Consider the following 14,545-nt stretch of genomic DNA (forward strand, 5'->3'; position numbering starts at 1 on the left):
TCTCCGGTTTTTTTGATTTATATGAAGGTGGTGCCGCCAGCCTCGGCAGAAATGCTGCAGGGACTTCCGATGGCTGGCGGTGGGGTATCCGACGGAACGATCAGGCGGATCGAGCCGCAGGCGGATTGGATGTCGACTTCGTAGGTCTCGCCGAGATAGGCGGCATTGACGAGCGTGCCGGATACGGCAAGCGGTCCGTCGCCTTCGCCGATCTTCAGCCGCGAGGCGCGCAGGATGAGCTTTTCCGCCTTGGCAGGCGCATTGGCGCAGGTGAGGCCAGGTGCGACGAAGATGCCGTTTTCCACCTTGCCGTCAATCACCGTGCGGTGGCCGAGGAAGGAGGCGGTAAAGGCGCTTTGCGGTGCATCGCAGAGTGAAACCGGCGTGCCGATCTCGCTCATCAGGCCCTTGCTCATCACCGCGATGCGGTCCGACATGGAGAGCGCCTCGGCCTGGTCATGGGTGACGAAAATGGTGGTAATGCCGAGGCGCTGCTGCAAGGAGCGGATCTCGTTGCGCATGTCCGCACGCAGATTGGCATCAAGGTTCGACAACGGCTCATCGAGAAGCAGGACATCCGGCTCGATCACCAGCGCGCGGGCCAGTGCAACACGCTGCTGCTGGCCGCCGGAAAGCTGGCCCGGATAGCGATCGGCAAAGGCGGAAAGGCCGACCGTTTCCAGCGTGCGGCCGGCGCGCTCGCGCCATTCCTTGCGCGAGAGGTTGCGCATTCTGAGCCCGAAGCCGACATTGTCGATGACGCTCAAATGCGGAAACAGCGCATAGGACTGGAACACGACGCCGATATTGCGCTTGTGAACGGGTTTGCCGGTAATCTCCTTGTCATCGATGAAGATGCGGCCACCGGAGGGCTGGACAAAACCGGCGATCATCCTGAGCGTGGTGGTCTTTCCACAGCCAGAGGGACCAAGCAGCGACAGAAGCTCGCCCTTCGGCACTTCGATCGTAAGGCCGGAAACGGCTGTGGTCTCGCCATAGATCGCCGAGACATTGTCGAGCGTGAGATAGGGCTTAGGCGCCATTTGCGTGGTCCTCTGTCATGACATGCAAGTGAAGCCGGCTGGCTGTTGCGCCGCCGTGCAGAATGGCAAGTGTTGCCGGCTGCCGCGCCATCGGGTTGGCGTCAGCCGGGTCTTCGCCGGGATAGGAAAAGGCGGGCCACGCGGCGATCTGAAGCGAAAGGCGCAGACAATCCCCTTTCGCAACGGTCTGATAGATCGAACGCAGGTCGATTTGCACCGGTCTGCCGGAAACAGAGGTTCTGGTCGTGCCTGTGGTGATCACACGGGCAACTCCCGAGGGGGAAACAAGCGAGAGTGAAGCGACAAGATCGAAGACCGGCTGAGCAGTCTTCACGGTGATTTCGGCCGAAAGTGGCCCGCAAAGGGTGAATGGGTTTTCCGCAGCGGCGGTGGTGTAGGTGGCGACGTCGGACCTGTCATCATGGGCTGCGCGGTCGACGGGGCCGGCCGGATCCCCCAGATGGCCGCCGACAAGCGGTGCCGGGCGGAAGGGATCGGAAACGATCAGGTCGAAGCCGTCGTCCTTTTCGGCCTCGCCAAGCCTTCCATTGCCAAGATGGGTCGCGGCAAGGCCGCCGGAGGTAAGGTCAAGGCTGCGCTTTTCACCGGCCGGGATGGCGGCGAAGTCGCGCCATGCGTTCGTTCCCATATCGTAAAGGCTCAAGGCCGGGGGCGCCATGCCGATGCCTTTGAGATAGAAATCGAAGAAGGCGATCTGGTCGCGGTCGATCGACCGCGCCGCTTCTGCGGGCAGGTGGGCTTCACCGGCGCTGGCATTCCACGGAATATGCGACCAGGGACCGATGATCAGATGCGTGGTTGCGGCGGATGCCTTGCGAAAGGCGGCGTCAGCGGCGAGCGTGCCGGTCAGCATGAAATCGGCAAACCCACCGGTATGCAGCACGGGAATCGCCAGATCGATATCCTTCAGCAGACGGGCCGGGGAGGCCTTGTCCCAGTAGTCCGCGCTGTTTTCGGCCCAGAGTGCCAGATGCGACAGATCGGGGCGGGCAAGCAGGGCGCGGTAGATTGCGGCCGGGTCGGTCAGGGCCGCAAGCATGTCCCAGCTTGCGCGATCACCCTTATGGGCCGCCTTCAGCAGCGCCATCTGCCGTGCCCAGAAGGTCATGCCGCCAAAGCGCAGCGCGCCGCCCTCATAGGCCCAGTCGTGTTCCGGCGAGAAGGAGGCCATGGCCGGCGCCATGGCATCAACACGTGCGCCACCGGCAAGCGCCAGATATTGCGTCACCGCCTGATAGGAAAAGCCGTAAAGGCCAATTCTGCCATTGCTGCCTTTGATGTCGCGCGCCCATGCCACGGCTTCCGCGCCATCGCGGACTTCCTGGCGCAGGCAGTCGAAATCGCCTTGTGAGCCGCCCATGCCGCGCACATCCTGCACCACGACGATATAGCCATGGGCGGCGTACCAGGCGGGATGGGCGAGCGTGACTGTGGAGGCGATCTTGCGGCCATAGGGCTGGCGCATCAAGAGCACCGGGTAATCGCCCGGCTCGACCGGGCGATAGATATCGGCAACCAGCCGCACACCATCGGAAAGCGTCAGGCTTGCCGTTTCGGGTTCAATCGGTGTGGGGCGTGGTTTGTCGAGCAATGGTTCAGCCCTTGAACATGGTTTTCTGGGTCAGACGTTCCATCGGGAAGGCGAGCACTTCTTGGCAAAGGGCGACCAGGCTTTCAGCCGAGCGCTGGACATGGGTTGCGCCGCGTTCGGCATCGGCCGCTGCGGCATTGCCGCAGGCGCCGGAGGGATGCAGATCCTGGGTCTGCCAGCCAAAGCCGATCCGGCCCTCGGCGGTCAGAACCTGATTGTCGTTTTCCATCTGAACCGACATGGGCTGGAAGTCATCGGCATATTGCATGTCGACGAGATCGGGATGCAGATGCAGCATGGTCGAGGTTTCGGATTCGCCGCCATGGATGCCGTGCTTCAGCTCGTGCTCGCTGTAGAGATCGGACTGGCTGGCACCGGCCGAAACCCAGGACGAGACGGCGAACATGCCGCATTTGATCCTGAGTTCACGGCAGACGATTTCCATCACCTGCGGCTGGCCGCCATGGGAGTTGGCGAAAATGATCTTCTTGCAGCCTGCACGCGCCACGCTCTCGCCAATCTCGAACCAGAGCCGGGCTAGCGTTTCATAGGACAGCGTCAGCGTGCCGGGATATTCCAGGTGCTCGACCGACTTGCCGACCGCCTGCATCGGCAGAACCAGAACCTTCAAGTCATCAGGCATGATCTCGACGGCGCGGGCAATGATGCCGGCATTGATGGCCGAATCGACGCGGACGGGGAGATGCGGGCCATGCTGCTCAACGGCGGCGACCGGCAGAATGGCGACAAATTCTGACATGTCCATCTCGGAAAAGTCTTTCGTCGAATGGTCCCACCACCAGTGCGATTTCTGCGGCATCTCAAATGTCCTTTCATCGTGTCTCAGGCGCGCGCGTTGTCGCACAGACGAGTGGTCCCGTCCGGGGCGTCGCGCAGGCGACCGGATCAAAATTTGTGCAAATAGAATTTATGCCTGCATTATGATCACTGGAATTGACATTCGGCAATTCCGCTCATGGTTATAGGGGGTATAGGCTGGCGCTTATAATGCCGTCGCGGCCGCCAGTTCCGCCAGTCCGGCATCGTTCGGATTGTCGGCAAGCTCGTCGCTGTAGCGGCGCGAAACATCGCGGATCAGTGCCCGGACCCAGCGATTGGCCGGTGACTGATGGGCCCGCTCGTGCCAGAGCAGATAGAGCCGCATATTGCCCAGCGCCCGCGGCGCCCGCACAACCTTCAGCCCGTAATCGGGATAGCGCGCGGCAACGAAATCGGCATAGGGGCGGGCCGTGGTGAAGATCAGGTCCGTGCGGGCAATCACCGGCGGCACCAGCGCATATTCGGGCACGGAAAGCGCGACGCGGCGCTTGGCACCCAGCTGTTTCAGCCGTCCGCCGATCGGTGAGAAGGCGGGGCGCACCACGGAGCCGAGCGAAAGATGGGTGACGGAGAGATAATCCTCCATGGTGATCTCGTCGCGCTCGGCAAAACGGTGCTTCTCGTTGACAATGCAGGCTGTTTCGCAGTCGAAGATGGTTGAATATTTCAGTGCCGGATGCGGTGAGGGCCAGTTGGCGATCAGCAGGTCGGTCTTGCCTGAGGCGAGCTGCTCGGTCAGGTCGTCGCTTTCGGCCGGGGCGAAGAAGTCGATCGAGGCCATCGGTGCCTCGCCGCGCAGGCGCTCGGCGATTGGCGGGATCAGGAAGCCGCCGAAACAGCTCATCGCCGAAACCCGCATGGTAAAGGTTGCGGTTGCCGGGTCGAAGGCGCTGTCGGGCGCAAGCGTAGCCGACAGCTCGTCGAGAATGTGGCGCAAGGACTGGCGGATGGTTTCCCCGCGCTGGGTGATGGTCATGGCCTGGCCGCTTCTGACCAGGAGCTGGTCCGAAAAGGCCATGCGCGCCCGTTTCAGTGTGGCGCTGACCGATGGCTGGCTCTGGCCGAGAATGGCGGCGACGCGCGAGACATTCTGTTCGGTCAGAAGCAGGTAGACCGTGTGCAGAAATTTGGCGTCAATCGATGCGTTTTGGTCGGTAAACATGGCGCAGTTCTTCTTCTCGCTCGCGCGAAACAGTCTCCCGATCTTAACGTAAGCAATTTCCATTCCAGTTTCGTAATCGGCGGATAGGCGTTTTGCCACGTTTGAATACGTTTTATATTGTTTTATTTTGAATGATATTGTTAATTTATGATCGTTCAGTTGTGATCGTGCCATTGCCAAGGAGTTTTCATGTCCCGCCTGACGCCTGCGACCACCAATTCCTTTCCTGCCCTTGCGAGCGGCGCTGCGCCGCTTGATGCGGCCTCTGCGCCGGGAAATCCGTGTCTGCTGCTGCAGGACTGGGTGCATCACATCCTGTCGATCGAGGCTGTCGAGCCGATGTATGTGACGCTGGCGACGGCCAGTGCCTCGGGCATTCCGTCCTCACGTACGGTGCAATTGCTCGCCGTTGAGGATGATGCGCTGCTGTTCACCACCAATTTCGGCAGCCGAAAGGGCGTTGAGATGCTGGAGACGGGACGTGCGGCCGTATCGCTTTACTGGCGGGAGACAGCGCAGTCGGTCAATATCACCGGCAAAATCGTGATTGCGACGGATGCGGAAAATGACCGGCGTTTTGCCGAGGACAGTCGCCCGGTGCAGGCGGCGCGGACCGTTTCCTTCCATGGATTGCCGCTTGAGGATGAGGCCGCGCAGCTGAAGGCGCATGGCGATCTCGTGGCATCAGCCGACATCATCCCGCGGCCGGATTACTGGCGCTGGTATCGGCTTGTGCCGGATGCCGTCACCTTCTGGGAAGGTCATCCCGAAGCGTTGAACCGGCGGGTCCATTATGCCCGCGGCGCGGCTGGCTGGAGCCATGGCGCGGTTCAGTCGTAACGGCGGCGTGATGCGGCAACCGGAAAATTGCGACGGCGGGTTTCCGATGAAACCCGCCGTCCGTCTTTTTATCATGTGAAGCGCACCCGTATCTCTATACGCTTGATTGTCACCAGCGGATGGTCAGCCGTTCGGCCAGGCCGACGAGGAAGATCAGCACCAGCGATGTGATGACCGAGACGAAGATCGCCACCCACATCTGTGACAGGTTGAGATAGGTGGTTGCCATGACGATGGTGGCGCCGATGCCCTTCGAGGTTCCCATGAATTCCGAGACGATCGAGCCGACCATGGCGGCGGTGATCGAGAGCCTTGCACCGGAGAAAAGATGCGGCAGGCTGGTCGGCAGACGCAGGCGCAGAAAGATATCCGTGCGGCTGGCCGACATCGAGCGGAACACTTCCAGCGCCTGATCGTCAACGGAACGCAGGCCGGTGATGGCATTGATCATCATCGGGAAAAAGGCTCCGAGACCAGCAACGATGATGTGTGGGATGGCATTGAAGCCGAAGGCGACGATGAGCGCCGGCGAAATCGCCACGATCGGTGTCACATTGAGCATCAGCGCCACGGGCAGGATGGCGGCGCGCAGGAAGGCAAAATGCACGATCAGGATGGCGAGGAAAATCGCCACCGCGCAGCCGATCGCAAAGCCGACCAGCGCGGCATAGATGGTGACCCAGAGATTGGTGAAATAGAAATCCGGGCGGCTCAGAAACTCGTTTGCCACATCGCCGAGCGGCGGCAGGATGCTTTTCAGATTAAGCGCCACCCATTGCCAGCAAAGCCCCAGGATGACGAAAACGATCAAGGGGGCAATGATGGTGATCGCCAGGTTTTTCGGCTTCATTCGTCTGCCTCCCAGCCATCGCGCAGTGTGTGTTTGACGGCGCGGACCAGCTGTTCGAATTCCCGCGTTTCGGTCACCTCGAATGTGCGCGGGCGCGGCAGGTCGATATCAATGACGGAATGAATACGGCCCGGCCGTGGTGTCATCACCACCACCTGATCGGACAGGAGAACCGCTTCAAAGGCCGAATGGGTGACAAAAACCACCGTCTTGCGATGCCGTTCCCAGACGGTCAGAAGCCGCAGCCGCAGCGCATCGCGGGTCAGTTCGTCGAGCGCCGAGAAAGGCTCGTCCATCAGCATCAGCGGCGCTCCCTGAACGAAGCCGCGGGCAATCGCGGCGCGCTGGCGCATGCCGCCCGAAAGCTCGGACGGGCGGGCGGTCTTGAAGTCGCCGAGTTTCAGCTCGTCCAGCACCTGGTCGGGATCTTCCGGGATGCGCAGCGACTTGCCACGCCGCTCTGCCTCGCGGTTGATCTTCTGCGACAGCAGCACGTTGTCGCGGATCGTCAGCCATGGCAGCAGGGCGTTGGATTGCGGGATCCAGGCAATGTTCTTGTCGCGCGATGCTTCGGCCGGTGTCTGGCCGAACAGCGAAACCGTTCCCGCCGTCTGCTCCTCAAGGCCTGCAATCACACGCAGAAGCGTGGATTTGCCGCAGCCGGACGGGCCGAACAGCGTAACGAAGCGGCCGCGTTCGATCGAAAGATCAATGTCGGAGAGTGCACGCACCGTGCCGCGATCGCTCTCATAGATCTTTTCAACCTTTTCAACGCAGATCGAACCGAAAGCCGCGTCGCGCGGGCCTTTTCTGCCCGCGCTCATGGGGTCAGGCATATGAGGACCTTTCCGAAAAATGCGCCCGATTCCAGTCGCGCTTCGGCTTTGGGATAGTCTTCGAAAGCCCATTTGCTGTCGATGACCAGTTTCAGATCACCACGGCTATAGGCGGCAACGGTGTCGGCCATTTCCTGTCTGGAATAGCCGCCATGGCCGATCAGTGACTTGCCCCAATGGAAGATGCTGGTGTTGCAGATCGTCGAATCATTGCCGGCCGTGGTGCCTGACATGACGACCCGCCCGCCGATGCGACAGGCATTGATTGCCTCCTGCAGAAAGGGGCCGCCGACATGATCCCAGACGATGTCCACGCCCCTGCCGCCGGTAAAGGCCCGGGCCGTCTCGACCCAGTTTTCGGACTTGCGGTCGATCACCAGATCGGCGCCGAGGGACTTGGCCATCGCAATCTTCGAAGGATCGGAGACCAGCGTGATGACGGTCGCGCCCCGCATCTTGGCGATCTGGATGCCGGCGCTGCCGAGGCCGGAATTGGCACCGGGAATGACGATGATCTCGCCGGCTTCAAGCTTGCCTGCGCCGAGCAGGCCGTGCCATGCCGTGACCGAGGCGACGGGAACCGCCGCCAGTTCGGCAAGCGGCAGAACCGAACCTTCAACCGGAATACAGTTCTCCACCGGCACGGCAACAAATTCAGCCAGGCCGCCATCGCGGCTTGAGCCACAGGTTCTCAGCTCCACGCAATATTCCGGCATGTTGGCGCGGCAATAATCGCAGGCGTGGCAGGTAACGACAGGATCGGCAACGACATCCGTGCCGACCAGCGAGGCACCGAGCGCCGAGCCGGCCTCGACAACCGTTCCGGCAAAATCCATGCCGGCGATATGCGGCAGGCGGAAGGTGGCGATAACGGGGGCCTTGCGCTGGAGAATATCAAGGCGGTTGAGCGCGACCGCCGCCACCTTGATGATCACTTCGTCAGCCTTTGGCTGAGGCCGGGAGACCTCTTTCAGCTCCCGGACCTCGGCGCCGCCAAAGGCGGTCTGAACCCATGCCTTCATGGTGCTGGCCAGACCAGCGCGCCATCGGCATAGATGGCGTCGATATAGGTGTTGTCCTGGGCTGTCTCGATATCCGGCGCCGCCTTGACGAGGTTGAAGCGCACCAGCATGTCGGCTTCGGGCTGCCACTGGGCATCGGATTGCTGGCCCGGCATCATGCCTTCCGGCAGGCTGCCCTGCATCAGTGCCAGCTCTGTCTGCCAGCGGACCTTGCTCTGCTTGACGTCATAGCCGGAGGTCGAAAGCTTTTCGGCGTAAGACAGCGCCTCGTCAAGATTGGCGTCGCTTTCATTGATCCAGTCGAAGGCCTTGAATTCGGCCCGCAGGAAATCCTCGATCGCGGTCGGGTTCTTTGCTGCCCATTGCTTGTTGGCGATCATGGCGTTGAAGGTCGAGTGCACGCCGTAAGCATCCGGGTCCCATTCCTTCACCGAGTTGCCCTTGGCCTCCAGAACCTTCGGCTCGTTTGACTTGTAGGCGCCGAGACCCTGGACATTGCCATTGGGCAGGATGGTCGGATCGTAACCGACGGACACCCAGTTGATCTTGCCCATATCGACGCCGTTATCGAGCATCATGGCCGAAAACTGCGGGGCGATCGCGCCCTTATAGCCGACGGTCTTGCCCTCGAAATCCTTCAGTTCCTCAATGCCGCTGTCGGCCATGGTCAGAAGCTCGATCGCGCCGACATTGCCATAGGTGGCGACGCCGACAATATCGGCACCATTGTCGATCGCCACCATCACATCGGAGGCGGAGCCGACGCCGGCAATCTGTGCGGTATTGGCGCTGACCAGCTGACTGTTGGTCGAGCCGGGTTCGATGGCGACGTCGAGACACAGATCGTCAAACAGGCCGCGTTCCTTGGCGGCGACGACGTCGAGAATGCCAAGCGTTGCCGCATAGGCGAAAGAGGTGAGGAAGGTGATCTTGCCCGCCGCCTTGTTGGCCTCGCAGCGGTCCGCGCTGATCGCGGTTTCGGCATGGGCAGGCGCAACCGTGCCCGCCGCAAGGATCAGCGCCAGAGCGCTGAGGCCAGCCGAGCGGCGCGAAAAAAGAGGATGATGCATGTGCTGTTCTCCGGTTTTTTAACTGTCCGCATCGCTGAAGCGACGGGAAAAGCGCAAAGGCCGGTCGGTCGTTTTGTGCCGGAAAGCCTGATCCTTGCGCCTGATTTGAAGATTATCACGCCCGAAGAAATGCACAACATTTTCGAACGATTTAGAACGTAAAAAAACACAAAGTCACAAAAAGGTTGCGACAATTTCCGCACTGCCAGTCAAGTCGGGCGGCGGCTTTACGGATTCAGTCGCGGTTTGGCCGGAAAATACGCGGCGTCGGACGGTCGAAGCTCGGGCGTCCTGCCATGAAGCCATGGGTGGCGGGAGCAATGGTGGCGACCGCTTCTGCCGGGGTCTCGGCATCGAATAGCACCACTGTCGCCGGTTGTCCGGGGGCGATCTGCCGTTGCTCAAGGCCGAGCATTTTCGCCGCTTGCTCCGTCACCATGGCGTAGACGACATCAAGATCGGCTGGCGTTCCGATCTGGGCAATATTGGCATAGAGATTGGCCATGCGCATCAGCGACACATCACCGAAGGGCGTGAACGGGTTCATCACATTATTGGTCGAGAGCGTCGCATTGCCGCCGGCGGCGACCATCAGATGCGCCGGGGTCAATCCGCGCGGAACCAGGTGATCGGCATTGCGGCCATTGAGGAACAGATCCGTTGCCGGCAGAACCGTCAGGCCGATTCCAGCCTCCGACAGGGCGCGGATCTTTTCGGCGAATGCGGCGGGCGGCAGGGCGGAGAGCTTGGTGACATGCCCGATCGAGACGCGGCCTTGATAGCCGCGCTTGACCGTCTCGGCGATAATCGCCGGAACGTTGGAGCCCTGCGGGTCAAGGTCGAAATCGACATGGAAATCGACCGGCACGCCGAAGCGCTCGCCAAGATCGAAGATTTTTGCAATGTGGGTGGCCGGATCGGGATCGGTATAGGGGCAGCCGCCGACCTGATCTGCGCCGTCGGCAAGCGCCGTTGCCAGCATTTCCTCGGTGCCGGGATCGTTGGTGAGCCCCTCCTGCGCAAAGGCGCAGATGATGATCTCGATCAGCGGCGCATAGTCACGCTTCAGCGCTTTGATGGCTTCGAAGGAACGGAACCCGGCCCGCGGATCAATCTCGACGAAAGTCCGCATCCGGTTGGTGCCATGGGCGATTGCCTGCTCAACCACGCGGGCGGCGCGGGCATAGACGTCTTCTGCGGTGAAGGCGGCCTTGGCCCTGGCGGTTTCGCGCACGGCCTCTGCCAATGTCCCTTCGCACAGGGTGCAGCGGGACATGATCCCGGCCTTGTCGAGATGGATATGGGTTTCGGTAAGGCCGGGCGTGGCAAGCCGGCCCTTCGCATCCAGTTCCGGCGCATCGCAACGGAAATTGCTGGCGACGGCTGCGATGTTTGCGCCGGAAAAGCCAATGTCGGTCAGGTCCTTCCGGCCGGCAAGGCGAGCATTGCGAATGACGAAATCGATATCTGACATCTTCACGCTCCGCTCAGACCAGCTGGCCTGCTTCAGCAATCTTCCGCCCGGCCTTGTAGACGATACGGTCGCGGTCGCGTCCCGCAACGGCTTCGGCGAGCGAACCTGCCCGGACAAGCAGAAAGTCCGCAGCTGCGCCAATGGTCAGGGGCGCGCCGCGGCCAAGCACGGCACCGGAGGCCGCGGTGACGAGGCTGAAGGCCAGCGCCAGATCCGCATCAGCGCGGAAATCCTGCCGGTCGCAGATGATCCCGGCGCGCTCGATGAGGTCACCATTGCCGAAGGGGGACCAGGCATCACGGATATTGTCGGAGCCTGCGAAAATGCGCACGCCTTCCGCCTGCAGGCGCTTGACTGGCGGCATCGGCACCGGGCCGGGGCCATTGGTCATGATGGCGATGTTTGCTTTCGCCAGCAAGGCGGCGGTGCGGGCGAAATCGCTGTCGGACAACTCTCCGAGGCAAAAGGCGTGGCTGACGGCGACCTTTCCTTCCAGGCCAAGTGCAATGGTGCGCTCGGCGATCTGTCTGAGCTCGAAAGCACCGAGCGCGCCGCCATCATGCAGGTGCAGGTCGATGCCGACGCCATGCTTCCCGGCAATCGCAAAAATGACGTCGAGATGGCCGGAAATATCATTGTCGATGCCCGCCGGATCGAGGCCGCCGACGAGATCGGCACCCGCTTCGATCGCGGCGTCGAGAAGTTCGGCGGTGCCGGGATCGCGGATGATGCCGGATTGCGGAAAGGCAACCGTCTGAATGTCGATGAGGTGGCCATGGCTCTGTTTCAGCGACAGCACAGCCTCAAGGCCGGAAAGTTTCGCTTCGGTGTCGATGTCGACATGGCTTCTGACGGCAACGGTTCCCATTGCCGCGATCTGCGCGATCAGCGCTGCGCCGCGCGCGGTGACGGGGAGCGAGACCGTACGACGCAATTCGCGTTCTGCGGCAATGCGTTTGGCCACCGTATCGCCGGGAATATGCGGGATGAAAGGCAGGCCGATCAGCGTCTTGTCGAGATGGATGTGGCCATCGACAAGGCCGGGCAGCAGCAAGCGCCCGGCTCCATCGACAATTTCTGTCGGCCCGGCGTTGCGGGCATCCGCGCCGATTGCGCTGATCTTGCCGCCGGTAACGGCGATGGTGGTTGGCGCGCCATTGCAGCCGATGATGTTTTCGATGACGAGATCGGTGGCCACGCCTTCCCCCTTGATGTTTCTGTCAGTCGATCAACTTCAGCCGTTTGGCGGCAGCGACACGGTAGAGCCGGTCGCCGCCCCAGGCCTTCTGCTCCTCCTGCGCGGAGAATGTGAGGCTTATATCATGCTCGTCATAGGATGCGATCGCTGCGGTGCGGATTTCCGGCCAGTCCGGGCAGGGCAGGCTGCGCATCGCCTCAATCGCTTCGGCATCAGGCAGCGTCGGAAAGCCGATTTTCGGCATCAGCGACGCAATCACCTGCCAGAAAGCGCGATAGAGCGGTTCCCTGTCGCTTTCATTGACATGCCAGGTCACCAGCCGCATCCAGTGCATGCCGGTAACGGCGTGCAGCGCCGAGAAATCGAGCGTCGCAGCAAAAGCGGCAAGCGAGACTGAAGTCATTTGCCGCACGGTGTCGGGACGGAAGATCAGCCGGTCGATCACCGGCGCGAAGCCTTCAAGGGCGGCAACCGCGCGAATATTATGCCAGAGCAGGTCTGTTTCGGTCTCGTATTCGTGAATGCCCGGAATGTCCGTGATCGCGGCCAGCACGGCGGCCGGATCTTCGGTGTCACCGGCAAAGCGGCCGGGAGCGGGCAGGGGCAGAAAGGTCGTCGCCCAGTAGCCGAGTGCGTGGCCGACCTCGCGGGCATCATTCTTGAGGACGCCATAGGCAAGCCGCATCAGCGGATGGGTGGCGCTTGCGGCAAGGCCCTGCGTCATCACCGGCAGGTAGTTGCGGATTGCCCGGTCAATACCGAGCCGCTGAACCTCGCCCACGAAAAAGCCGCGAAAATCGGCCTCTCGTGTCCGCTCGCCCAGCGCATCGGTCCAGTTATAGGGGTCGATGGCGGCGACCGGCGCCGGGATTGATGGCACCTGATGGCCCTCGCGATAGGTCTCGTACCATTCGTCGAGGCGCTCGGGCGTTGCGCCGAGCCGGTCAAGAGCGATCAGCACCATCGGCACATGATTGGCGAGCAGATAGGGAAACTCGACGCTTCCCGTCTGGGCCTTGCGCAGCACGGTGTCGAGCGATAGGGGCATGGTCATGTCAGTCTCCTCCCGCTTCAGGCGGAAATTTTGCCGCGCGGATCGAAATGCAGCTCGCTGTAGTTCGAAAAGGCATCATGCAGCCGGCCGCTTTCCTCCAGAAACAGCGTCTGCGTCATGCCATCGGCAATGCGCGCAATTCCGTATTTCACGCCGGTGATGCCATTGCTGACCGGCCCCAGACTGGGCACTGCGCCGCCGTTGAACATATGGATGCGGCGCACCCATTGGTCCGCATCGCTTCTCGGGGTCAGTTCGAAACCATGGCCAAGATAGGGGAAGGCACCGATTGCGGGGGCCTCCTCGATGACTTCCGGCGTGAACCGATCTTCCCAGCGCTGAAACCGGCCTTCAAGGACGGCAAGCTCCGGGCGCAGCGTGAAGTCTATCGCATAGCCGGTGCCGAGCAAGATGTGATCGGCCATGCGCTTGCCCCGGGCTGTCGTGACGGCCAGTCGTTCGCCTTCGATGGCGATGGACCTTATGCCGCTGGCAAATTCCATCCGGAACTGCGGATAGGCGCAGGCGCGGTCATACTGATCTTGGGTCGGCGGCACTTTCAGGGCAAAGAAACTTTTGGAGAACCGCCATTTTTCGTCGTCCGACAGCGATGCATAATGGCCGAGATAGCCGGGGAAATTGGTCCAGGCCAGTGCTTCGGTGCGCGACAAACCATCGGCGCGGGCGACCATCGTCACGCTTTTCGCACCTTCTTCGAGCGCCCTGACCGCCCAGTCGAAACTTGATGTCGCCGAGCCGAGTACGATGACATCCTTGTCCGCAAGGTGGCTGTCATCAGCCTCTTCAGCGCTGTGGGTCCAGAACTGTCGCGGCAGAGCTGCAATGTCGGCGGGGATAAGTGGGCCGCCGCAGCCATCCGTGCCATTGGCGAGGATCAGATGGCGGCAGGTGATTTCGGCGGGAAGCGCCGTGTTGCCTGACAGTGAGAGGCGCACGCCGTTGTCACTTTCCGCCAGCGCTTCAAGCCGGGTCTCGTTATGGATGTCGACGTCGATCGCGTCGCGGAACCACAGCATGTAGTCCATCCAGTCGGGCCGGGCGATCTTCTCGATCCCGGCAAAGCTGTCAGCGCCATGGACGGTTTCATACCAGGCCCGCGGCGACAGGCTTGGAATGCCGAAATCGGGGCCCGCCAGCGTCTTCGGCGAGCGCAGTGTCTTCATCCGGGCAGAGGTGATCCACGGCCCCTCACGCCCCTTGACGGCCTGGTCGATGACGACCACGCCGCGGATGCCGCGCCGCTTCAGTGCGAAGGCTGCGGAAAGACCGTTGAGGCCCGCACCGACAATGACGACATTGTAGCTATTGTCTGCTTCCGGTTTTTCCAGCCAGACCGGCGCCATGCCCTCGATACAGTCGATCTCATAAGCAGCGCGTGCCTTCAGCGCGGCAAGCCGTGTCTTCAGATCTTCGCTCATGGCTGAAAATCCTCTGGCTTTGAAAACATGCGCATTCTTTGGTCCGATCGGGAAATTGATTAAAGCTAAGGCAGAAAAGGCGGCTTCTGTCTTAATTTTGGGCGA

At 61.5% G+C, this 14,545-nt stretch carries 14 protein-coding genes; 2 read left to right on the forward strand and 12 right to left on the reverse strand.

The genetic code is table 11. The features are described from left to right. Positions 1-17 precede the first annotated feature (17 nt). From HCK86_RS07080 to HCK86_RS07095, 4 genes are all read right to left on the reverse strand, one after another. Positions 18-1,043 (reverse strand): ABC transporter ATP-binding protein, encoded by a 1,026-nt coding sequence (locus HCK86_RS07080; protein ID WP_176083752.1) that lies wholly within the window; start codon positions 1,041-1,043, stop codon positions 18-20. After that, complete coding sequence (locus tag HCK86_RS07085; protein WP_176083753.1) at positions 1,033-2,655, reverse strand: CocE/NonD family hydrolase; 1,623 nt, start codon at positions 2,653-2,655, stop codon at positions 1,033-1,035. Before HCK86_RS07085 ends, HCK86_RS07080 begins: the two co-directional genes overlap by 11 nt. Before the next feature lie 4 nt (positions 2,656-2,659). Next, entirely contained in the window at positions 2,660-3,475 is an 816-nt protein-coding gene (locus HCK86_RS07090; protein WP_176083754.1) for a creatininase family protein, read from the reverse strand. 183 nt (positions 3,476-3,658) lie between these two features. After that, positions 3,659-4,657: a LysR family transcriptional regulator gene (locus HCK86_RS07095; RefSeq protein WP_176083755.1), complete on the reverse strand. Its 999-nt coding sequence runs from the start codon at positions 4,655-4,657 to the stop codon at positions 3,659-3,661. Between the two features lie 189 nt (positions 4,658-4,846). On the opposite strand from HCK86_RS07095, the gene HCK86_RS07100 reads away from it, so the two are divergent. Beyond that, the gene (locus HCK86_RS07100) at positions 4,847-5,497 is read left to right on the forward strand and encodes a pyridoxamine 5'-phosphate oxidase family protein (protein WP_176083756.1); all 651 of its coding nucleotides are present in this window, start codon (positions 4,847-4,849) and stop codon (positions 5,495-5,497) included. A gap of 109 nt (positions 5,498-5,606) precedes the next feature. Here HCK86_RS07100 and HCK86_RS07105 read toward each other — a convergent pair whose 3' ends face one another. Genes HCK86_RS07105 through HCK86_RS07120 form a run of 4 tightly spaced genes read right to left on the reverse strand, consistent with a single transcriptional unit; the run spans position 5,607 to position 9,275 of the window. After that, positions 5,607-6,347: an ABC transporter permease gene (locus HCK86_RS07105; protein ID WP_176083757.1), complete on the reverse strand. Its 741-nt coding sequence runs from the start codon at positions 6,345-6,347 to the stop codon at positions 5,607-5,609. Next, positions 6,344-7,183: an ABC transporter ATP-binding protein gene (locus HCK86_RS07110; RefSeq protein WP_176083758.1), complete on the reverse strand. Its 840-nt coding sequence runs from the start codon at positions 7,181-7,183 to the stop codon at positions 6,344-6,346. The genes HCK86_RS07105 and HCK86_RS07110 overlap by 4 nt, the downstream gene beginning before the upstream one ends. After that, positions 7,168-8,205 carry a zinc-binding dehydrogenase gene (locus HCK86_RS07115; RefSeq protein ID WP_176083759.1) on the reverse strand — a complete coding sequence of 346 codons (1,038 nt, stop codon included), beginning with the start codon at positions 8,203-8,205 and terminating at the stop codon, positions 7,168-7,170. The genes HCK86_RS07110 and HCK86_RS07115 overlap by 16 nt, the downstream gene beginning before the upstream one ends. Beyond that, positions 8,202-9,275 (reverse strand): ABC transporter substrate-binding protein, encoded by a 1,074-nt coding sequence (locus tag HCK86_RS07120; RefSeq protein WP_176083760.1) that lies wholly within the window; start codon positions 9,273-9,275, stop codon positions 8,202-8,204. The genes HCK86_RS07115 and HCK86_RS07120 overlap by 4 nt, the downstream gene beginning before the upstream one ends. On the opposite strand from HCK86_RS07120, the gene HCK86_RS07125 reads away from it, so the two are divergent. Beyond that, positions 9,267-9,437 carry a hypothetical protein gene (locus HCK86_RS07125; protein WP_176083761.1) on the forward strand — a complete coding sequence of 57 codons (171 nt, stop codon included), beginning with the start codon at positions 9,267-9,269 and terminating at the stop codon, positions 9,435-9,437. The two genes, HCK86_RS07120 and HCK86_RS07125, sit on opposite strands and share 9 nt — an antisense overlap. Before the next feature lie 73 nt (positions 9,438-9,510). Here the strand turns inward: HCK86_RS07125 and HCK86_RS07130 are convergent, their stop codons facing one another. From HCK86_RS07130 to HCK86_RS07145, 4 genes are read right to left on the reverse strand one after another with little or no spacing between them, the layout of a single operon-like run. Continuing rightward, a complete protein-coding gene (locus HCK86_RS07130; protein WP_176083762.1) occupies positions 9,511-10,749 on the reverse strand; it encodes an amidohydrolase family protein in 1,239 nt (412 codons plus the stop codon). Between the two features lie 13 nt (positions 10,750-10,762). Next, a complete protein-coding gene (locus HCK86_RS07135) occupies positions 10,763-11,929 on the reverse strand; it encodes an amidohydrolase (protein WP_348641047.1) in 1,167 nt (388 codons plus the stop codon). Positions 11,930-11,969: 40 nt separating this feature from the next. After that, a complete protein-coding gene (locus tag HCK86_RS07140) occupies positions 11,970-13,001 on the reverse strand; it encodes a questin oxidase family protein (protein WP_176083763.1) in 1,032 nt (343 codons plus the stop codon). Between the two features lie 17 nt (positions 13,002-13,018). After that, positions 13,019-14,440, reverse strand: a complete 1,422-nt coding sequence (locus HCK86_RS07145; protein ID WP_176083764.1) for an NAD(P)/FAD-dependent oxidoreductase — start codon at positions 14,438-14,440, stop codon at positions 13,019-13,021. Positions 14,441-14,545: the final 105 nt, after the last annotated feature.

The organism is Martelella sp. HB161492 (genome assembly GCF_013184775.1).
In the GTDB taxonomy this organism is placed as follows: Bacteria; Pseudomonadota; Alphaproteobacteria; order Rhizobiales; family Rhizobiaceae; genus Martelella.

Bases quoted from the DNA above. Each gene is read 5' to 3' on its own strand.
- HCK86_RS07125 (WP_176083761.1), top strand. From the start codon at position 9,267: ATGATGCATGTGCTGTTCTCCGGTTTTTTAACTGTCCGCATCGCTGAA.
- HCK86_RS07130 (WP_176083762.1), bottom strand. From the start codon at position 10,749: ATGTCAGATATCGATTTCGTCATTCGCAATGCTCGCCTTGCCGGCCGG.
- HCK86_RS07090 (WP_176083754.1), bottom strand. From the start codon at position 3,475: ATGCCGCAGAAATCGCACTGGTGGTGGGACCATTCGACGAAAGACTTT.
- HCK86_RS07120 (WP_176083760.1), bottom strand. From the start codon at position 9,275: ATGCATCATCCTCTTTTTTCGCGCCGCTCGGCTGGCCTCAGCGCTCTG.
- HCK86_RS07105 (WP_176083757.1), bottom strand. From the start codon at position 6,347: ATGAAGCCGAAAAACCTGGCGATCACCATCATTGCCCCCTTGATCGTT.
- HCK86_RS07100 (WP_176083756.1), top strand. From the start codon at position 4,847: ATGTCCCGCCTGACGCCTGCGACCACCAATTCCTTTCCTGCCCTTGCG.
- HCK86_RS07140 (WP_176083763.1), bottom strand. From the start codon at position 13,001: ATGACCATGCCCCTATCGCTCGACACCGTGCTGCGCAAGGCCCAGACG.
- HCK86_RS07110 (WP_176083758.1), bottom strand. From the start codon at position 7,183: ATGCCTGACCCCATGAGCGCGGGCAGAAAAGGCCCGCGCGACGCGGCT.
- HCK86_RS07095 (WP_176083755.1), bottom strand. From the start codon at position 4,657: ATGTTTACCGACCAAAACGCATCGATTGACGCCAAATTTCTGCACACG.
- HCK86_RS07080 (WP_176083752.1), bottom strand. From the start codon at position 1,043: ATGGCGCCTAAGCCCTATCTCACGCTCGACAATGTCTCGGCGATCTAT.
- HCK86_RS07115 (WP_176083759.1), bottom strand. From the start codon at position 8,205: ATGAAGGCATGGGTTCAGACCGCCTTTGGCGGCGCCGAGGTCCGGGAG.
- HCK86_RS07145 (WP_176083764.1), bottom strand. From the start codon at position 14,440: ATGAGCGAAGATCTGAAGACACGGCTTGCCGCGCTGAAGGCACGCGCT.